The organism is Streptomyces deserti, from assembly GCF_054782695.1.
The window spans coordinates 661,419-678,239 of sequence record NZ_BAAGRZ010000001.1 but is presented as its reverse complement, the minus strand read 5'-3'; the positions used below and the strand labels follow the sequence as shown (position 1 = coordinate 678,239).

At 71.7% G+C, this 16,821-nt stretch carries 15 protein-coding genes; 9 read left to right on the top strand and 6 right to left on the bottom strand.

All coding sequences use genetic code 11. The annotated features are described in order from the left end of the window. Nucleotides 1-91: 91 nt before the first annotated feature. Together ACYVMZ_RS03060 and ACYVMZ_RS03055 are read right to left on the bottom strand one after the other, a co-directional pair. Nucleotides 92-1,279: a glycosyltransferase family 4 protein gene (locus ACYVMZ_RS03060; RefSeq protein ID WP_461075115.1), complete on the bottom strand. Its 1,188-nt coding sequence runs from the start codon at nucleotides 1,277-1,279 to the stop codon at nucleotides 92-94. Nucleotides 1,280-1,484: 205 nt separating this feature from the next. Then, nucleotides 1,485-2,537 (bottom strand): PorA family protein, encoded by a 1,053-nt coding sequence (locus ACYVMZ_RS03055; protein ID WP_461075113.1) that lies wholly within the window; start codon nucleotides 2,535-2,537, stop codon nucleotides 1,485-1,487. Nucleotides 2,538-2,770: 233 nt separating this feature from the next. Here ACYVMZ_RS03055 and ACYVMZ_RS03050 point away from each other — a divergent pair, with 233 nt between their 5' ends. The 4 genes from ACYVMZ_RS03050 to ACYVMZ_RS03035 all read left to right on the top strand — a co-directional run bounded on the left by ACYVMZ_RS03050 (nucleotide 2,771) and on the right by ACYVMZ_RS03035 (nucleotide 5,971). Then, a complete protein-coding gene (locus ACYVMZ_RS03050; RefSeq protein WP_010042314.1) occupies nucleotides 2,771-2,923 on the top strand; it encodes a hypothetical protein in 153 nt (50 codons plus the stop codon). 2 nt (nucleotides 2,924-2,925) lie between these two features. Further along, entirely contained in the window at nucleotides 2,926-4,170 is a 1,245-nt protein-coding gene (locus tag ACYVMZ_RS03045; RefSeq protein ID WP_461075111.1) for a PucR family transcriptional regulator, read from the top strand. Nucleotides 4,171-4,346: 176 nt separating this feature from the next. Further along, entirely contained in the window at nucleotides 4,347-5,120 is a 774-nt protein-coding gene (locus tag ACYVMZ_RS03040; protein ID WP_461075109.1) for an IclR family transcriptional regulator, read from the top strand. Then, nucleotides 5,117-5,971, top strand: a complete 855-nt coding sequence (locus ACYVMZ_RS03035; protein ID WP_461075107.1) for an SMP-30/gluconolactonase/LRE family protein — start codon at nucleotides 5,117-5,119, stop codon at nucleotides 5,969-5,971. Before ACYVMZ_RS03040 ends, ACYVMZ_RS03035 begins: the two co-directional genes overlap by 4 nt. Nucleotides 5,972-6,098: 127 nt before the next feature. Here the strand turns inward: ACYVMZ_RS03035 and ACYVMZ_RS03030 are convergent, their stop codons facing one another. The 3 genes from ACYVMZ_RS03030 to ACYVMZ_RS03020 all read right to left on the bottom strand — a co-directional run bounded on the left by ACYVMZ_RS03030 (nucleotide 6,099) and on the right by ACYVMZ_RS03020 (nucleotide 9,569). Continuing rightward, entirely contained in the window at nucleotides 6,099-7,490 is a 1,392-nt protein-coding gene (locus ACYVMZ_RS03030; RefSeq protein ID WP_461075105.1) for an FAD-dependent oxidoreductase, read from the bottom strand. A 139-nt stretch (nucleotides 7,491-7,629) separates the two neighbouring features. Further along, complete coding sequence (locus ACYVMZ_RS03025; protein ID WP_461075103.1) at nucleotides 7,630-8,931, bottom strand: MAB_1171c family putative transporter; 1,302 nt, start codon at nucleotides 8,929-8,931, stop codon at nucleotides 7,630-7,632. Beyond that, nucleotides 8,928-9,569, bottom strand: coding sequence for a toxin-antitoxin system, toxin component family protein (locus ACYVMZ_RS03020; RefSeq protein ID WP_461075101.1), 642 nt, complete (start codon nucleotides 9,567-9,569; stop codon nucleotides 8,928-8,930). Before ACYVMZ_RS03020 ends, ACYVMZ_RS03025 begins: the two co-directional genes overlap by 4 nt. Before the next feature lie 285 nt (nucleotides 9,570-9,854). Here ACYVMZ_RS03020 and ACYVMZ_RS03015 point away from each other — a divergent pair, with 285 nt between their 5' ends. The 5 genes from ACYVMZ_RS03015 to arfA all read left to right on the top strand — a co-directional run bounded on the left by ACYVMZ_RS03015 (nucleotide 9,855) and on the right by arfA (nucleotide 15,598). Beyond that, nucleotides 9,855-11,213 (top strand): extracellular solute-binding protein, encoded by a 1,359-nt coding sequence (locus tag ACYVMZ_RS03015; protein ID WP_461075099.1) that lies wholly within the window; start codon nucleotides 9,855-9,857, stop codon nucleotides 11,211-11,213. Next, the gene (locus ACYVMZ_RS03010; protein WP_461075097.1) at nucleotides 11,210-12,151 is read left to right on the top strand and encodes a carbohydrate ABC transporter permease; all 942 of its coding nucleotides are present in this window, start codon (nucleotides 11,210-11,212) and stop codon (nucleotides 12,149-12,151) included. The genes ACYVMZ_RS03015 and ACYVMZ_RS03010 overlap by 4 nt, the downstream gene beginning before the upstream one ends. After that, nucleotides 12,148-13,011, top strand: a complete 864-nt coding sequence (locus tag ACYVMZ_RS03005; protein WP_461075095.1) for a carbohydrate ABC transporter permease — start codon at nucleotides 12,148-12,150, stop codon at nucleotides 13,009-13,011. Before ACYVMZ_RS03010 ends, ACYVMZ_RS03005 begins: the two co-directional genes overlap by 4 nt. A 22-nt stretch (nucleotides 13,012-13,033) precedes the next feature. Continuing rightward, a complete protein-coding gene (locus ACYVMZ_RS03000) occupies nucleotides 13,034-14,002 on the top strand; it encodes an arabinan endo-1,5-alpha-L-arabinosidase (RefSeq protein WP_461075093.1) in 969 nt (322 codons plus the stop codon). Between the two features lie 81 nt (nucleotides 14,003-14,083). After that, on the top strand, nucleotides 14,084-15,598 hold the full coding sequence (arfA, locus tag ACYVMZ_RS02995) for an arabinosylfuranosidase ArfA (RefSeq protein WP_461075091.1): 1,515 nt from the start codon (nucleotides 14,084-14,086) through the stop codon (nucleotides 15,596-15,598). Nucleotides 15,599-15,613: 15 nt separating this feature from the next. On the opposite strand, the gene ACYVMZ_RS02990 is transcribed toward arfA, so the two are convergent. Continuing rightward, on the bottom strand, nucleotides 15,614-16,816 hold the full coding sequence (locus ACYVMZ_RS02990; protein WP_461075089.1) for an NHL repeat-containing protein: 1,203 nt from the start codon (nucleotides 16,814-16,816) through the stop codon (nucleotides 15,614-15,616). Nucleotides 16,817-16,821: the final 5 nt, after the last annotated feature.

The following is a 16,821-nucleotide window of genomic DNA, read 5'->3' as shown; positions in this document are numbered from 1 at the left end:
GCTGTGACATGTGCGGCTGCGCCGCGTGGACGCGACCAGCCACGAAGAATCCGTGCTCGCGAGACGGCCGTACCGACACGGCGCATGGGCGTCACGGCGCCCAGCCCCGCACCGCCTCGGCGGCCACGGCCCGGAACTGCCGGACCGTTCGATCCCAGCGATACCGCGCCGCCCGGTCACGAGCCGCCTTCCCCATCAACTCCCGGCGATGCCCGGACAGGGCCAGCGTGCACCAGGCCGCCGCGAACGACGACTCGCCCTGGGCCAGGACACCGGTCTCGCCGTCGACCACGGAGTCGCGCAGGCCGGGTACGTCGAAGGCGATCGCCGGGGTCTCCCGCGCCGCCGCCTCCGTCACCACCAGGCCCCAGCCCTCCACCGCGGAGGGGTGCAGCAGCAGCCAGGCCGCGCACAGCAGCCGGTGCTTCTCCGCCTCGGAGACATGACCGGTGAACTCCACACCGGGACCGGCGAGTTGCTCCAGCCGCTCCCGCTCGGGGCCGTCCCCGACGATCAGCAGCCGCCCGCCGGTGACCGGCCGCACCCGCTCCCACAGCCGCAGCAGCAGGTCGATCCGCTTGTACTCGACGAGCCGGCCGACGGCGACGAACAGCGGATCGGGCGAGCGGTCGGCGCGCGGCCCGGGCTCCTCGACCCCGTTGTGCACCACGCGTATCCGGTCCCGCTCGACGCCGATCGCGCGCAGCGCGTGGGCCGTCGAGGGGGAGACCGCGACCATCAGGCTCCGGCGCTGCGCACCCGTCAGCGCCCAGTGCTCCAGTCTTCGGCCGATCCGCGCGGCCGGGGCCAGCGGCCCGCCGAAGCGCATCGTCCACAGGTCGGTGTGAACGTGGTTGACCAGGCACAGCGTGGGCCCGTGGTGCCACAGGGGCGCCAGGTACGGCATGCCGTTGCACACCTCGACCAGCAGGTCGCAGTCGCCGACCTGGCGGGCGAAGGCCGAGCGGGCGCGCAGGTAGTGGCCGTACGCGCCGCCCGCCGACACGACCCGGTAGTCACGGAAGGCCGCCGGGCCTCCGCACAGCAGGGTGACCTGGTGGCCCAGGCGGGTCAGCCCGTCGGCGAGCCGGTCGACGAGGAGCTCGGAGCCGCCGGCCGACGGGTTTCCGAGGTCACGGTGGGCGAGGAAGACGATCCGGCGCGGATGTGGGGGGAGCGCCGGAGGGTGCTGCGGCGCGCTGGGGGGCGCGGCGCGATGGGGGTCCCCCCGCTCGAGCGGAGCCGAGAGCGGGGGAGGGGATGGTACGTGCTGGGGCATGGGTGCTCCAACTCGTGTCAGGGTGCGGAACTCAGCGTGGGGAGGCAGGAGCGCACTCAGGCGTGCTGTGGGGGGTCTGAGCTCTTCCTGGGGGTGGGGTGTGGACAGGTTGTGCTCGGGTGGGGTTGGACAGTTTTCGCCTGGACGTTCTCCACGGCTACTCACCGGCGTGACAATTTCGGGCTTTGTTAGAGCTGACGTCACATCACATCGTGAGGGTGGGGCGGGGCGTATCGGGTGTGTCGGGCGCATCGGTGGGTTCCTGTCGATTCCGCCCACGGGCCACCAGAACACCGCCCACCACCGCGAGCACGAATCCCACCACAGCCGCACCGACCGGCAACGTCTCGCCCACCATGCGCAGTCGACCGCTGTCCTGCTTCGCCTGCCGCACGGCCTCCTTCTGCGTCTCGGTCGTGAACGCGATCTTCCGGCTGTCCAGCAGCACCGCCGCGTCCTTCTTCGCCCCCGGCGCCCGCAGGGTCCGCTTCGGGCCGGTCTGCGCGTAGATCACCCGGCCGGTGCGCTGGTCGACGACCAGCTCGAAGCCGTGGTTGGCGTACCACTCCTCGGCCAGCACCTGCGGGCGCCGCGGCTGGTCGACGATGCTGCCGGGCACCAGCCGGGTGCCGGTCTTCATGGGCGCGACGGTGCCGGTGAAGCGGTAGCCGGTGTAGCCCTGGATCTTCTTGGTGCCCCGGTAGTGCAGCGTGACGGTGGTGCGGCCGGTGTTGTCCCACCACTGGTAGGAGCGTTTCTCCACGTCGAACGGGAACTTCAGGTACGCCTCGCCCTCGATGTACGGCTTCTCCTGGCAGCAGTGCACCGGCTTGGTCGTCCTGCGGTCCATGACCCAGCGGTGCGGGACGAAGTCCAGCGCGTCGTGCGGGTCGGCGGCCGGCAGCGACTTGTCGGTGTCGACCGTGGTCGTCACGTCCCAGACGGCGTTGCCGCTGCGCTCGCTGTCCTCGACGTTGCCGCGCACGCGCTGGGTGACGGTGATCTTCCGGTTGGGCACCGTCTCGATCCGGTCGGTGTCGAAGACGCTGCCCCGGCCGGTGTAGACGGCCGTGGTGTCGATGTCGATCGGGTTCACGGCGGCACGCGGCTCGACGTACCACGCGAGCAGGGGGGCCAGCACCAGCAGGAACGTGCCGAGACCCAGCAGGAGGAGGGAAAAGGGGGCTGGAAGGCGCGGCCCGAAGGGCCTCGACGACGAGGGGTGGTGGTCGGGTGACGGGTGGGCTGTTCGGCGCATCCGGGCACTCCAGGGAAGTGGGTCGGTTCGACGTACGGACGCGTCGACACCGTGGGGGCAAGTGCGCGTGCGGTATTGGGCCGGGAACCGTAGGCGGCTCTTGACGAGGTGTCAATCTCCTGTCGACACTGGGCGCACGACAGGCAGGGGTGCACGGACGTACGAACACACGGGGTGGGGACGACCTCCGAACACCTTCCGGACGACCTCCGGACAGAGAGGCTGACCCTGCGATGTCCAGACTGCTCGCCGCCGCGCTGACCGTCGCGCTCGCCGCCGCCCTCGCGGTGGGCGCCGCGCTCGGCGTCGTCGCGCTGCTCGAAGCCACACCCGACCAACCGAACACGCCGTTGATCACGTACGAGCAAGCCGGACAAGGGAGTTGACCGTGACGGCCACCCGCCCGGGAACCGTCACGAACCGCTCCGCCTGGCACGACGTGCCGCGCTTCCAGGTGCGCCGGTTCGCGGCGATCGCCATGGCCGAGGCCCCCGAACTCGCCGAGGAGATCCTGCGCGAGATCCAGCGCGAGTACCCCCACCTGCCCGTCGTCCTGGACGACTCCGGCGAGCCGATGGCCCTGGTCGGCATCCGCCGCGCCATCGAGGTCTTCGTCCAGCACCTGGAGAACTCGGAGGGCCGTCCCACGGTGCCGCCCGGCGTCTTCCAGGAGTTCGGCAGAGGCGAGGGCCTGCACGGCCGCTCCCTGGACTCCCTCCAGGCGATCTACCGCATGGGCGTCCGCCTGGCCTGGCGCCGTTTCGCCGACATCGGCCAGCGCGTGGAGATCCCGCCCCCGGCGATGTACGAGCTGGTCGACGCGGGCTACGAGTACCTGGACGGCCTGGTCGACCAGTCCGTACGCGGCTACGCGGAGGCCGCCGCCCGCCAGGCCGGGGAACGCCTGCGCCTGCAGCGCAGGCTCATGGAGCTGCTGCTCGCCGAGCACCACCGGGGCGACCCGGCCGACGCGCTGGCCGAACGGGCCGCCCGGATCGGCTGGCCGCTGCCCGAGAAGGTCGCGGTGGGCGTGCTGCTGCGCCCGGCGCGCGAGGCGGTGGCACCGGCGGTCGGGCAGGGCGTACTGCTCGACATGGAGTACGAGCAGCCGCGCATGGTCGTCCCCGAGCCGGACGCCGCCGGCCGCCCCGAGCTGCTGCACCGCGCCCTGACCGGCTGGTCGGGCGCGATCGGACCGCCCGTCCCGCTGGCCGACGCGGCGAAGTCGCTGCGCTGGGCCGAGGCCGCCGTACGCCTGATGGAGCGGGGCCTGCTGCCGTCCGGGGAGGTGCTGTACTGCACCGAGCACACGGAGGCCCTGGTGCTCCTGCAGCCCGAGGAGCTGATCGACGACCTCGCCCTGAGGTGCCTGGCCCCCCTGGCCCACTGCGGGCCCACCCACGGCCGCCGGCTGGCGGAGACGCTGCTGGCCTGGCTGGAAACCCGCGGCGGCGCGCCGGAGGTCGCGGCGCGGCTCGGCGTCCATCCGCAGACCGTGCGGTATCGCCTCAGGCAGATCCGCGAACTGTGGGGTGACGAGATCGGCGATCCCGACCGGCGGTTCGAGCTGGAGCTGGTGTTGCGGGCGCAGCGTTTGCGGGGGGTGCTGGGGGAGTCGCGGAGGCGTGCGTGAGCGCGTTCGCGGGAATCCTCCCGTCCGTACACCTCCCTCGCCTGCCGCAACCTTCTGCGCCTGAGCGCGCAGGACCATTGCCCAGGCAAACGGACATTGAGTAGCCTGTGTTCGCTATTCCGATCAGCTGTTGAAATTTCGAACGCAGCTTCAGACACCAAGGGAGGGTGCCGGTCGTGGGACGCCTCGTACCAGCCGTGACCCGGGCTCTCGACATTCTCGAGCTCTTCCTCGACGGGGACGGCACGCTCTCCGCCCCCGACATCGTGCGCAGGCTCCAGCTGCCGCGCACCACCGTGCACGAGCTGGTCACCACGCTCGCCGCCCGGAAGTACATCGTTCCCGTGCCCGGTCAGCCCGGACGCTACCGGCTCGGCGTACGCCCGTACCAGCTCGGCGCCCGCTACGCCGAGCAGCTCGACCTCGCCGCCGAGGGCCAGCAGGTCGCCCGGTCCGTCGCCGAGACCTGCGACGAGACCGTGCACGTGGCGATCCTGGAGGACACCGACGTCATCTACATCGCCAAGGTCGACTCCACGCACGCCGTGCGCATGGTGTCGGCGGCCGGGCGCCGGCTGCCCGCGCACTGCACCTCCGTCGGCAAGATGCTGTTGGCCTCCCTTCCCGAGCAGGAGCTCGCCGCGCGCATCCCCGACGACGCCGAGCTGGTCGCGATGACCCCGAACAGCATCACCGACCCGGCCGCCCTGCGCGAGACCCTGGCCGAGATCCGGCAGCGGGGCCTCGCCGTGGAGAGCCGCGAGTCCAACCCCGACGTGAGCTGCGTGGCCGCGCCGGTCCGGGACCGCACCGGCCAGGTCGTCGCCGCCCTGTCCATCTCGGTGCCCATGATCCGCTGGAGCGAGGAGCGCCGCGCCGAGCTGGAGCAGCTCGCCGCCAAGGGCGCCGCCGAGCTGTCCGAGCGCCTCGGTCACCGGAGCGTGGCATGACGACGAACTCGGCGTACGAGGTCGCGGTCCGCGCGGAGGCGGAGCTCGGCGAGGGCCCGACCTGGGACGCGGCGGCCGGTCGGCTCCTGTGGATCGACATCCTCGGCTCCCGCGTGTACACGTACGACCCCGCCACCGGCCGCCGGACGGTGCGCAGGACGGAACAGCACGTGGGCGCCGTCAAGCCGCGCACGGGCGGCGGGCTGGTGCTGAACCTGCGCGACGGGATCGGGCTCCTCGACCCCGACGACAGCTTCCGCTGGCTGCACCGGGAACCCGTGCCCGGCCGCCGCGCCAACGACGCCGCCGTCGCCCCCGACGGCGCGCTGTGGGCCGGCACCATGCGCTACGACGAGGCGCTCGGCGGCGGCACACTGTCCCGGGTCACCGGCGACGGCACCGTCGAGGTCGTGCTCGACGACGTGACGGTGAGCAACGGCACCGGCTGGAGCCCCGACGGCCGGCTGATGTACTACATCGACACCCCGACCCGCCGTATCGATGTGTTCGACCACGCGGACGGCCGGATCTCGAACCGGCGGCCTTTCGCCGAGATCGAGGAGCGCGCCGGCTTTCCCGACGGACTGACGGTCGACGCCGACGGATGCGTGTGGGTCGCCCTGTGGCAGGGGGCGGCGGTACGCCGCTACACGCCGGGCGGCGAGCTGGACCGGGTGATCGAGCTGCCGGTGCCGCTGGTGACGGCGTGCGCCTTCGGGGGCGCCGACCTGACCGACCTGTACATCACGACGGCACGGACGGGGCTGGAGTCGCCGGCGCCGCTGTCCGGGTCGTTGTTCGTGGTGCGAGGCGCGGGGAAGGGGCTGCCGCAGCCGGCGTTCGAGGGCTGAGGGCGGGGGTGCCCCGGGGATGGGTGCGCAGCCCGGCGCAGTCCGCGGGCATCCGTGCCCCCTGAGGCACCCCGCAGCGCCGGGCTGCGCCACCCACCCCCGCCCACCCCCGCCCAGCCCCCCGCGCCTACGACAACCCCGCGGCCTTCCGTTCCCCAGCCGTCAGCGGCGGAGCCGTCAGTGCCGGTTTCAGCGGCCCCACCACCGCCGCCAGCAGCACCGACGGAGTCAGCAGCACCTCCGGCCCCCGCTCCAGCGAGGTCACATCCGTCACCCGCCGGGCGATGCGCCCGTTGCCCATCGCGGTGCGCAGCAACCGGTCGACGTACGCCGCGACCCACCGGTCCCGCCGGGTCGGCCCGCCCTGCGTCGCCCCGGGGTAGAACACGTCCTGCCCGAGCGCGAGGTCCCAGGCCGGCCCGACCGGCCGGGCCACCGCCCGCTGGGCCCGCCGCGCCCACCCGGGAGAACCCCAGCCGTACCGGCGTACGACCGTGCCGAGCGCCGCCGCGCTCTGGGCGGCGACCGACATGCCGTGCCCGTAGACGGGGTTGAAGGCGGCGAGCGCGTCCCCGAGGACGACGAGGTTGTCCGGCCACACCGGCATCCGCTCGTAGAAGTACCGCCGGTTGGCCGTGGTCCGGGTGAACGCCACGTCGGTCAGCGCCTCCGCCCGGCCGATCAGGTCGGCGATCACGGGATGCCGCAGCTCCTCGCGGGCGTACCGGTCGAAGTCGCCGGTGTCGGCGGACGGTTCGCCGCCGCGCGTGCCGTACAGGGTGACCAGCCACCGTCCGTTCTCGACGGGCAGCAGGACACCGCCCCGCCCGGGGCCGGAGCGCGGGTCGGGCTGCACGTTCACCACGGGGAAGCCGTCCCGGGCCGCCTCGGGCGCGCGGTAGAGCCGGCTCGCGTACGCCAGCCCCGAGTCCACCACCCGGCGGTCGGGCGCGGGCAGCCCCAGCTCGGTCAGCCACTGCGACGTGCGGGAGCCGCGGCCGGTGGCGTCGACGACCAGATCGGCCCGCAGGGTGTGTTCCGTACCGTCCGGACGCCGCACCCGCACCCCCGCCACAGCGGCGGCCGTGCCGTCGAGTCCCAGGACCTCGGTCCGCTCGGCCAGCTCGATCCGCTCGTCGGCGCGCACCTGCTCCCGCACCGTCGCGTCGAGCAGGTCCCGGCTGCACAGCAGCATGAAGTGCGACTCGGCCCACCGCCGGTACCAGCCGTGCGGCGACAGGATCACCATGTCCGTGGTGACCGGCTGCCGGTGCGCCCCCGCCTGCCGCAGCCGCCCGGTGACGCCCGGCAGCAGCTCCTCCAGCGCCCGCACCCCGCCCGACCACAGCTGGTGGACGTGCCGGGCCTGCGGCAGGCCCCGGCGCGGCTCGGGACCGGCGGGCAGCGCGTCGCGCTCCACCACCGTGACCCGTACGGCGAGACAGGCCAGGGCCCGCGCGGCGAGCAGGCCGGCGAGGGAGCCGCCGAGGACGACGGCGGTGGCGGGACGTTCACTCATGGACGGGCACGCTCTTTTCTCCCACGGGCACGCTCGGTGCCATCTCAACAGACACAGTCATCAGCGGACACAGTCATCACAGACACAGTCATCAACGGATCCCCAAGGGACACCGTCCCCGACGGGCACGCTCCGGCGCTCACCGCGCACGTTCGCCGGGCCGGACCGGATGCTCCTCGTGCTCGTCGTGCTTCTCGTGATCGTCCTGCTCCGCGTCCGCCACGGGCGTGCCCGGCGCGGCCCCGGCCAGCCGCTCGCGGACCGCCTCGACCTCCTCGGGGCGGCGCAGCGCCCGCGACACCGCCCCGATCTCCTGCAGCAGGTCGGCCGTGTCGGACTCGTTCGTGCCCTCGCTCTGCGGCGACCGCCGCCGGGCCTGCACCGCGTCCTGGATCGTCACCGCCGCGGCCAGCGCCTTGGCCCGGCCCGGCTCGAATCCGAGGGCGAGTGCCGCGTCGTACGCCCGGCGCCGCCGCTCCTCGTCGATGTGCCGGGCCAGCGGGAGGAGGACGTCACGGATGAACGTCTCCCGGCGGATCAGGCGCAGTTCCGGGGTGGCGCGCAGGACGAAGGGGATGCCGCCGCCGTTGACGGCGCGCATCAGCAGGTACAGGGGGCGCAGTTCGTGGTGGGCGAGCCGTAAGCGCCAGCGCTCGTGCAGGTACTGGCCGGCGTGCGGGAGGATGAAGCCGACCGCGATCAGGATGGCGGACAGCGCGGCGACGGTCGGCGCCAGATCCGTGCTCAGCCAGTCCAGGTCGTGCCCGGACCAGCGGGCCACGACGGCGGTGAGCTTGGCCGCGTCGAAGACCAGGTTGATCGCGTAGCCGACGCCCAGGGACTTCAGGCCCCAGCGCAGCCAGGCGTCGAGCCCGTCGGTGCGCATCCAGTTCCAGATCAGCCGGGACGTGATGAGGACGGCCACGGTGTGCGCGAGCAGGTAGAGCAGGATCTCCTCGCGCATGAACGGGGTGGTGGCGTAGTACGTGTCCAGGTCCCGCAGCCGCTCCACGGGCGCGTCGGCGAGCGCGAACAGCACCCACAGGGCGACGATGACGCCCGAGTAGACGCAGATCACCCAGCGCATCGCGCGGCGGGTCGCGGCCGAGCGGTCGGACAGGCCGTTGCGCCAGGCGATGATCAGCAGCAGACAGGAGCCGCAGAACGCGGTGAGGAGCGAGTAGCACCAGGGCGCCGAGATGTTCGGCACGCCCACGAACCGGTTGACCCGGGCGATCGTCGACGGGGCGCAGAACACGAAGACGAAGCAGGCGAGCAGCAGCAGCCCGCCGACCGCGCGCAGCAGCGGGTCCCGCCACAGCCGGACGATGGTGGGCAGCTTGATCACCAGGGCGATGGTCAGGACCGTGGCCGGGATCCAGAAGGAGATGTGGAACTCGCTGAGGAAACCGGAGGGTGTGAGCGCCAGCCGGGTCGTCACCGCTCGCCGCCTTTGCGTCCGCGGTAGCCCAGGGACCGCTGCAGGGGGTCGAGGGGCGCGTCCGTGTCCCGGCCGCTCAGGTAGGGGCGGAACACGGCGGCGAGACGGTGCCCGAAGTCGTCGGCCTCGGCCTCGTCCCGCTCACGGGACCCGTCGCGGGCGGCCACGGCCAGCGCGGCGTCGCGCCACCCGGGCTCGCCCGCCAGGGCCTCGGCGGCCGCCGCGCCGGCGATGTGGTGATGGCCGTGTCCGGCATGCAGGTGCCACAACTCGTGGCCGAGGATGACCAGTTGTTGCACCGCCTCGGCCCGCTCCTCGACGATGACGAGGTCGAAGTCCTGGAACTCCACCCACAGTCCGGTGACGTCGATCTCGTCGGGAAAGCGCTCGAAGCGCAGCTCGACGGGGCGTCCGCCGCGGCGCGCGCTCATCTCCTCGCACAGCGCCCGGCACAGCGCCCGCACATCGGCCGGCGGGCGAGGTCGGGCCCGCACCGCGGCGGCGAGGCCGGCGGCCAGGGCGCGCATGGCGGATCCCGCCCGGGGCCGTCGCGGCGCCGCGCGTGAGCCGAAGGGGCGGCGAACGACCAGGGAAACAGCGGCCCGCGCCGCCCACTTCCGCGCGCCCGCGAAGTCCATCGCGCCCCCTTGTCGTCAACACCGCCGCACAGCAGGCCGTTCGAGCCTACGCGGCCGGAAGTGTCCGCGCCATGCGAACCCGTGACCGTTGTTCAGCCGCAAACGACCGAGGTTTTCCGTGTCCCCGCGCAAAGTGCTGCCCGGAGTTCTTGTCCGAACCATTGACGCGCGAGCGCTTCGAATTTACGGTCCCGTTCGAAGTTACGAGCATTTGTCGAAATACCGAACGCATCGAACGAACTGGCCGTAACGCAGACGGAACAACTCGAACAGTTAGGGCAGGGCATGGGACGACCTGGCCTGAATCGCAGGCAGCTTCTGGGCGGGCTCGGAGGGCTGTTGGTCGGCGGCAGCTTCGGCTTCGCCGCCCTCGGCACCGGCGCCGACGCACTCGCCTCCAGCGCGAGCACGCGGGTGCGGTACTGGAACCTCTTCAGCGGCGGCGACGGCTCCAACATGATCGCGATGCTGGACGCCTTCCGTAAGGCCAACCCGGACATCGCGGTGAAGGACTCCACCCTCCAGTGGGGCAACCCCTTCTACACCAAGCTCGCCATGGCGGCCGCGGGCAACCGCGCACCCGACCTGGGCGTCATGCACCTGGGCCGGGTCACCGGGTTCTCGCCCGGCCGCCTCCTGGACCCCTGGGACGTCGACCTGCTCGCCAAGTACGGCGTCAGGGAAAGGGACTTCAGCCCCGCGCTGTGGAAGCGCGCCGTCATCGACGGCAAGCTCTACGCCCTGCCCCTCGACAGCCACGTCCAGCTCTGCTTCTACCGCAAGGACGTGCTGAAGAAGGCGGGCCTGCTCGGCGACGACGGCCGGATGGTGCCCGTGACGTCGGCCGGAGAGTGGTTCGACGTCCTCAAGGAGGCCAGGAAGGCCACCAAGAAGGGCCTGCAGACCATCGGCTTCTGGCACAACGACCAGAACTTCCAGTGGTGGTTCTTCGTCGCCTTCTACACCCAGCTCGGCGGCACCTGGTTCAACGCCGCCAACACCGAGGTGACCTTCGACACCGACAAGGCCACCCAGGTCCTGGAGTTCCTGCGGCGGCACATCACCGACGGGTACGCCAACCCGGGCTTCGGAGGCGCCGCGGGCGCCGAGCAGTTCCTCAACGGCTCCCCCTTCGTCTGGGAGGGCAACTGGTCGGTGCCGGTCTTCTCCGGCGCGAAGCTCGACTACGGCGCCACCCCGCTGCCGCCCGTCTTCGGCAGGCCGGCCACTCACGCCGAGTCGCACGCCTTCGTCCTGCCCCACCAGTCCGACCGCGGCGGCCCCGCCAACGAGGCCGCCCACCAGCTCGCCGCCTACGTCGTCCAGCACGCACAGCAGTGGGCGGCCGGCGGCCACATCCCCGCCTACACGCCCACCCTGTCCACGGCCGCGTACCAGAAGCTGGACCCGCAGAGCGAGTACGTCTCCGCCATGGACCACCAGGCCACCGAGCCGAAGGTGTGGTTCGCGGGCTCCACCGGCATCCTCGCCCAGCGCGTCGGCCCCATCGTCGTCGCCTCGACGATGGGCTCCGCCGAACCGCAGACCGCCGCCCGCCGGATGAAGGGCGCGCTCACCCAGTTGCTCGCCATGAAGAACCCCATGGACGGCAGGACCGCCGCAGAAGGAGGTGCGGCCGCATGATGGCGACCAGCGCCCAGACCATCGCCGCACCCGCGCGCGCGAAGACCGCCGCCGACAGCGCCACCCTCCGCCGCAAGCGGGGCTTCCAGCACGGCGGCTGGTTCGTCGCCCCGTTCCTCGCCCTGTTCACGCTCTTCGTGATCTGGCCGCTGCTGCGCGGCATCTACCTCAGCTTCACGGACGCCAACATCTCCGGCGAGGGCGCGAGCTTCGTCGGCCTCGACAACTACCGCGAGGCGCTGCGGGACCCGCTGATGTGGGACGCGCTCGGCCACAGCGCGTATTTCACGCTCCTGGTCGTGCCCTGCATCACGGTCCTCGCCTTCCTCCTCGCGATGCTCGCCCACCACATCGAGCGCGCCAAGTGGCTGTGGCGGCTGTGCTTCTTCGCCCCCTTCCTGCTGCCGTCCACCGTCGCGGCCAACCTGTGGCAGTGGCTGTTCAACCCCGGCACCGGAATGATCAACCACGTCTTCGGCATCGAGACGCCGTGGCTGACCGACAAGTCGTACGCGATGCTCGCCGTCGTCATCTGCACCCTGTGGTGGACGGTCGGCTTCAGCTTCCTGCTCTACCTCGCCGCCCTCCAGGGCATCCCCGGCCACCTCTACGAGGCCGCCAAGCTGGACGGCGCGAACGCCTGGCACCGCATGGTCCACATCACCCTGCCGATGCTGCGCAACATCACCGGCCTCGTCATCGCCCTGCAGATCCTCGCCTCGCTCCAGGTCTTCGACCAGGCCGTCGTGATGATGGACTTCGGTCCCGGCCCCGAGAACTCGACCCGCACCTTCGTCCAGTACACCCTCGAAGAAGGCTTCACCAGCTACCGCGTGGGCTACGCCTCCGCGATCTCCGTCATCTTCTTCGTGATCATCGCGGCCGTCGCCCTCGCCCGGATGTGGCTGCTGCGCAACCGTGAGGAGGGCGCCCGATGACCACCGCCACACAGATGCGCGTCAAGCCCCGCAGGTCGTCCTGGACCCCCAGCCAGATCGTCCTCACCCTCCTCGGCGCGGCCGTCTCCGTCGTCTTCCTGGCCCCGTTCGCCTGGGCCCTGTTCACCTCCCTCAAGGCCGAGACCGAGGCCGTCGCGGTGCCGCCGCACTGGCTGCCGCAGGAGTGGACCGGTCAGGCCTGGAAGGCCATCTTCGAGAACGGCAACATCACCAACTGGTTCGTGAACTCCGTCGTCGTCTCCGTCTGCGTCACCGCCGTCGTGCTGCTGGTCAGCGCGCTCGCCGGATACGGCTTCGCCCGTACCGAGTTCCGCGGCAAGAACGTCCTGCTGGGCCTGGTCATGGCCGGCCTCATGGTCTCGCCCGCTGTCCTCGGCGTCCCCCTCTTCACCACCGTTCAGCAGATGGGCATGGTCGACACGTACTGGGGCATGATCCTGCCGCAGTGCGCGCCCGCCGCGATGGTCTACATCCTCTACAAGTTCTTCCAGGGCATCCCGCGCGAACTGGAGGAGGCCGCCTTCATCGACGGCGCGGGCCGCTGGCGGGTCTTCTTCACCATCGTCCTGCCGCTCTCCCGCCCCTCCCTCGCCGCGGTCGGCATCTTCACCTTCATCGCCTCGTGGAACAACTTCCTGTGGCCCTACATGGTGACCAACAACCCCGACCTGATGACCATGCCGAACGGCATCGCGACCGTCATGAACTCCTACGGCATCCAGTGGGCCCAGCTCATGGCCGGCGGCCTCATGGCGGGCCTGCCGCTGATCATCGTCTTCGTCTTCTTCCAGCGCCAGATCGTGGCGGGTGTCGCGCACACCGGCCTCGCCGGCCAGTAACTCCCGAAAAGGAGCTTGGCACTTGAAGCGTCACAGACTGGCGACGCTGCTCGCCGCCACCGTCCTCGCCCTGCTGCCGACCACGGCCCAGGCGGACCCCACCTACCCCGCCCCCCGGCCCATCACCGGCCAGCAGATCATCCACGACCCGACTGTCCACCGCCTCAAGTCCGGCGGATACGTGGCCTACTCGACCGGCGGCGTCATCGGCGCTCGCCTGTCCAGGGACGGCACGCAGTGGGACGACGCCGGCAACGCCTTCACCGAGCCCCCGAGCTGGTGGTACGAGTACAACGACAAGGCCGACCCCTGGGCCCCCGACTTCTCCCACCGCGACGGCCGCTACTGGCTCTACTACTCCGTCTCCTCCTGGGGCAGCAACCACTCCGCGATCGGCGTGGCCACCTCCCGCTCGGGACTGCCCGGCACCTGGACCGACCACGGCAAGGTCTTCAGCTCCGCGAAGACCGACACCTGGAACGCCATCGACCCGGCGGTCATCAGGGCCGACGGCAAGCTGTGGATGGCGTTCGGCTCGTACTGGACCGGCATCCGCATGGTCGAACTGAACCCCAGGACCGGCAAGGCCATCCCGGGCGCCACCGTCCACCACCTGGCGACCCGCCCCGACGCCCCCTACGCCGTCGAGGGCCCGTACGTCGTCAAGCACGGCCGCTACTACTACCTCTTCGCGAGCTACGACGCGTGCTGCTCGGGCGTGAACTCCACGTACAAGATCAAGGTGGGCAGGTCCCTGAAGGTCACCGGCCCGTACGTGGACAGCACAGGCAAGCCCCTGCTGGAAGGCGGCGGCGACCTGCTCCTCGCCGGCCACGGCCGATACATCGGCCCGGGCGGCCAGTCGGTCTTCCGCGACAAGGGCAACGACTGGCTGGCCTACCACTACTACGACGCCGAGGACGACGGCACCCCCAAGCTCGGGCTGAACAAGCTCAGCTGGACGAAGAACGGCTGGCCAGTCGTCCTTTAGGGGCGCGGGGAACTGCTTGAGAAACCACCCACGACCCGCAGCCGCCAACGAAAACAGAACCACCCTCCCCGAAAGGCGAACATGCACACCGCCCGCTTCACCCTCGACCCCGCCTTCACCATCGGCACGGTCAACCCCCGTCTCTTCGGCTCCTTCGTCGAACACCTCGGCCGCTGCGTCTACACCGGCATCTACGAGCCCGACCACCCCACAGCCGACGCGTCCGGCATCCGCCAGGACGTCCTCGACCTGGTCCGGGAACTCGGCGTCACCGCCATCCGCTACCCCGGCGGCAACTTCGTCTCCGGCTACAAGTGGGAGGACTCGGTGGGCCCCGTCGAGGACCGCCCCCGCCGCCTCGACCTCGCCTGGCACTCCACGGAGACCAACCACTTCGGCCTGTCCGAATACATCGCCTTCCTCAGGAAGATCGGCCCTGAGGCCGAGCCCATGATGGCCGTCAACCTCGGCACCCGCGGCGTCGCCGAGGCCCTGGAACTCCAGGAGTACGCCAACCACCCCTCCGGCACGGCCCTTTCCGGCAAGCGGATCTCACACGGCGACAAGGACCCCTTCGGCATCAGACTCTGGTGCCTGGGCAACGAGATGGACGGACCCTGGCAGACCGGCCACAAGACGGCCGAGGAGTACGGCCGTGTCGCCGCCGAGACGGCCCGGGCCATGCGCCAGATCGACCCGTCCGTCGAACTGGTCGCCTGCGGCTCCTCCGGCCAGGGCATGCCCACCTTCGCCGAGTGGGAGGCGAAGGTCCTCCAGGAGACCTACGACCTGGTCGACTACATCTCGCTCCACGCCTACTACGAACCGCAGGACGGCGACGTCGACTCCTTCCTCGCCTCGGCCGTCGACATGGAGTCCTTCATCGAGAACGTGGTCGCCACCTGCGACCACGTCGGCGCCCGCCTGAAGTCCAAGAAGAAGATCAACCTCTCCTTCGACGAGTGGAACGTCTGGTACCTCTCCCGCTGGGAGCAGCACGCCCGGACCATCGACCAGGACGACTGGCCCGAGGCCCCGCGCCTGCTGGAGGACAACTACAGCGTCATGGACGCCGTCGTCTTCGGCTCACTCCTCATCGCCCTGCTCCGGCACGCCGACCGCGTCACCGTCGCCTGCCTCGCCCAGCTGGTCAACGTCATCGCCCCGATCATGACCGAGCCGGGCGGACCGGCCTGGCGGCAGACGACGTTCTTCCCGTTCGCGCAGGCCTCGCGGTACGGCCGCGGTGAGGTCCTCGACGTCCGCGTGGACTCGCCGACGTACCGGACGAAGAAGTACGGCGAGGCCGACCTGCTGCACGCCACCGCCGTCCGCGCCGAGGACGGCTCGGTCACCGTCTTCGCCGTCAACCGCGGCCGCACCGAGCCGCTGCCACTCGAAGTCGCGCTCAACGGTCTGGAGTTGACGAAGGTCGTCGAGCACAGCGCGCTCGCGGACGCCGACCCCGACGCCCGCAACACGCTCGCCGAGCCCGAGCGGGTCACCCCGCACGCGGTCCAGGGCACGGCCCTGAAGGACGGCACGCTCAGCGCTGTCCTGGAGCCGCTGTCCTGGAACGTGATCCGGCTGGCGTAGCCAGGGCCTGTCGCCCTACCGCTCGATACGCGGCTGGGCGGTCGAGGACGGCGAGGACGACGTCGTGCCGACCGCCCAGTAGCCCGCCGAACCCGGCACCGCGGCAAGGGAGTTCATGACGACCGGGGTCGTGGCGGTGGGGCCGCGCTCGCTCACCCACGCGGCGCCGTCCCACCGGAGGTGATGCGCCCGGGTCTGGTCCCAGAAGTCCCAGCCCGAGATGCGGTCGGGGCGGCCCCGCGCGTCGCCGACGATGCCGGTCAGCATGCCGACGCCGAACGGTGTCGTCACGCTCTCCCAGGCGGTGCCGTCCCCGTGCAGCAGCCTGACGCCCGGAGGCTTGCCGGGCGGGCCGCCGACCCCGTAGGCGTGGCCGGTCAGCCAGATGTCGTCGGTGGCGACGGCGAGCAGCCCGGTGACGGAGGCACGGATGCCGCCGGGCGACGGCAGCACGGTCCAGGCCTCCCCGTCCCAGCGCGCGACGAGCTCACTGCCGTAGACCCAGACGTCACCGCAGGGCGCGCGGTGGACGCCCGACGGCGCGACGGTGGTCGTGGCCGGGGGCGCCTCCAGCCAGGTCCAGCGGTCGCGGTGGCCGTGCAGCAGGAGCGCGCCGTCGCTGTTCCGGCCGGAGACCCAGACGTGGCCGGCCGGACCCGTCGTGACGCCGGTGAGGGAGGTGCCGGTCGCACCGCGTCCGGGAAAGTCCGCCTCCTGCCAGGCCTGTCCGTCCCAGGCGAGGAGCCGGGCGGTGCCGGCGGCGTCGGTGCCGACCGCCCAGGCGGAGCCCTCGGAGGTGGCGGCGACGGAGCCGAGATGGCCGCCGAAGCCGGGGCCGGTACGCGTCCAGGCCGTGCCGTCCCAGACGAGGGCCAGCGCCGTCCCCCGCGTACTGCCGCTGCGGCCCTCCTCGCCCACGGCCCAGGCCAGACCGGGACCGGCGGCCGCCACGTCGAGCAACTGCGCGGCCGGGGCGCACTCCGGGGCGCTGACCGCCTGCCACTCGCGGGGCTCGCCCAGGAGCCGGCCAGGGGCCGCCCCGGCCACCCCCGCCGCCCCGGCCGTCCCGGCAGCTCCGGCCGCCCGGGCCGTCCCGCTGCTCGCCGAGGCGAGTCCGAGCCCGGCCCCGGCACCCACTAACCCACTGATGAAACGCCGTCTTCGCACGAGGTCCCCCTCCGTCTGGTCCACCGTCTCCGCCGTCTCCGCCGTCTCCACCGTGT

Excerpts from the sequence above, each read along its gene's own strand:
- ACYVMZ_RS03060 (WP_461075115.1), bottom strand. The coding sequence starts at position 1,279 with ATGCCCCAGCACGTACCATCCCCTCCCCCGCTCTCGGCTCCGCTCGAG.
- ACYVMZ_RS03055 (WP_461075113.1), bottom strand. The coding sequence starts at position 2,537 with ATGCGCCGAACAGCCCACCCGTCACCCGACCACCACCCCTCGTCGTCG.
- ACYVMZ_RS03050 (WP_010042314.1), top strand. The coding sequence starts at position 2,771 with ATGTCCAGACTGCTCGCCGCCGCGCTGACCGTCGCGCTCGCCGCCGCC.
- ACYVMZ_RS03035 (WP_461075107.1), top strand. The coding sequence starts at position 5,117 with ATGACGACGAACTCGGCGTACGAGGTCGCGGTCCGCGCGGAGGCGGAG.
- ACYVMZ_RS03030 (WP_461075105.1), bottom strand. The coding sequence starts at position 7,490 with ATGAGTGAACGTCCCGCCACCGCCGTCGTCCTCGGCGGCTCCCTCGCC.
- ACYVMZ_RS03020 (WP_461075101.1), bottom strand. The coding sequence starts at position 9,569 with ATGGACTTCGCGGGCGCGCGGAAGTGGGCGGCGCGGGCCGCTGTTTCC.
- ACYVMZ_RS03015 (WP_461075099.1), top strand. The coding sequence starts at position 9,855 with ATGGGACGACCTGGCCTGAATCGCAGGCAGCTTCTGGGCGGGCTCGGA.
- ACYVMZ_RS03010 (WP_461075097.1), top strand. The coding sequence starts at position 11,210 with ATGATGGCGACCAGCGCCCAGACCATCGCCGCACCCGCGCGCGCGAAG.
- ACYVMZ_RS03005 (WP_461075095.1), top strand. The coding sequence starts at position 12,148 with ATGACCACCGCCACACAGATGCGCGTCAAGCCCCGCAGGTCGTCCTGG.
- arfA (WP_461075091.1), top strand. The coding sequence starts at position 14,084 with ATGCACACCGCCCGCTTCACCCTCGACCCCGCCTTCACCATCGGCACG.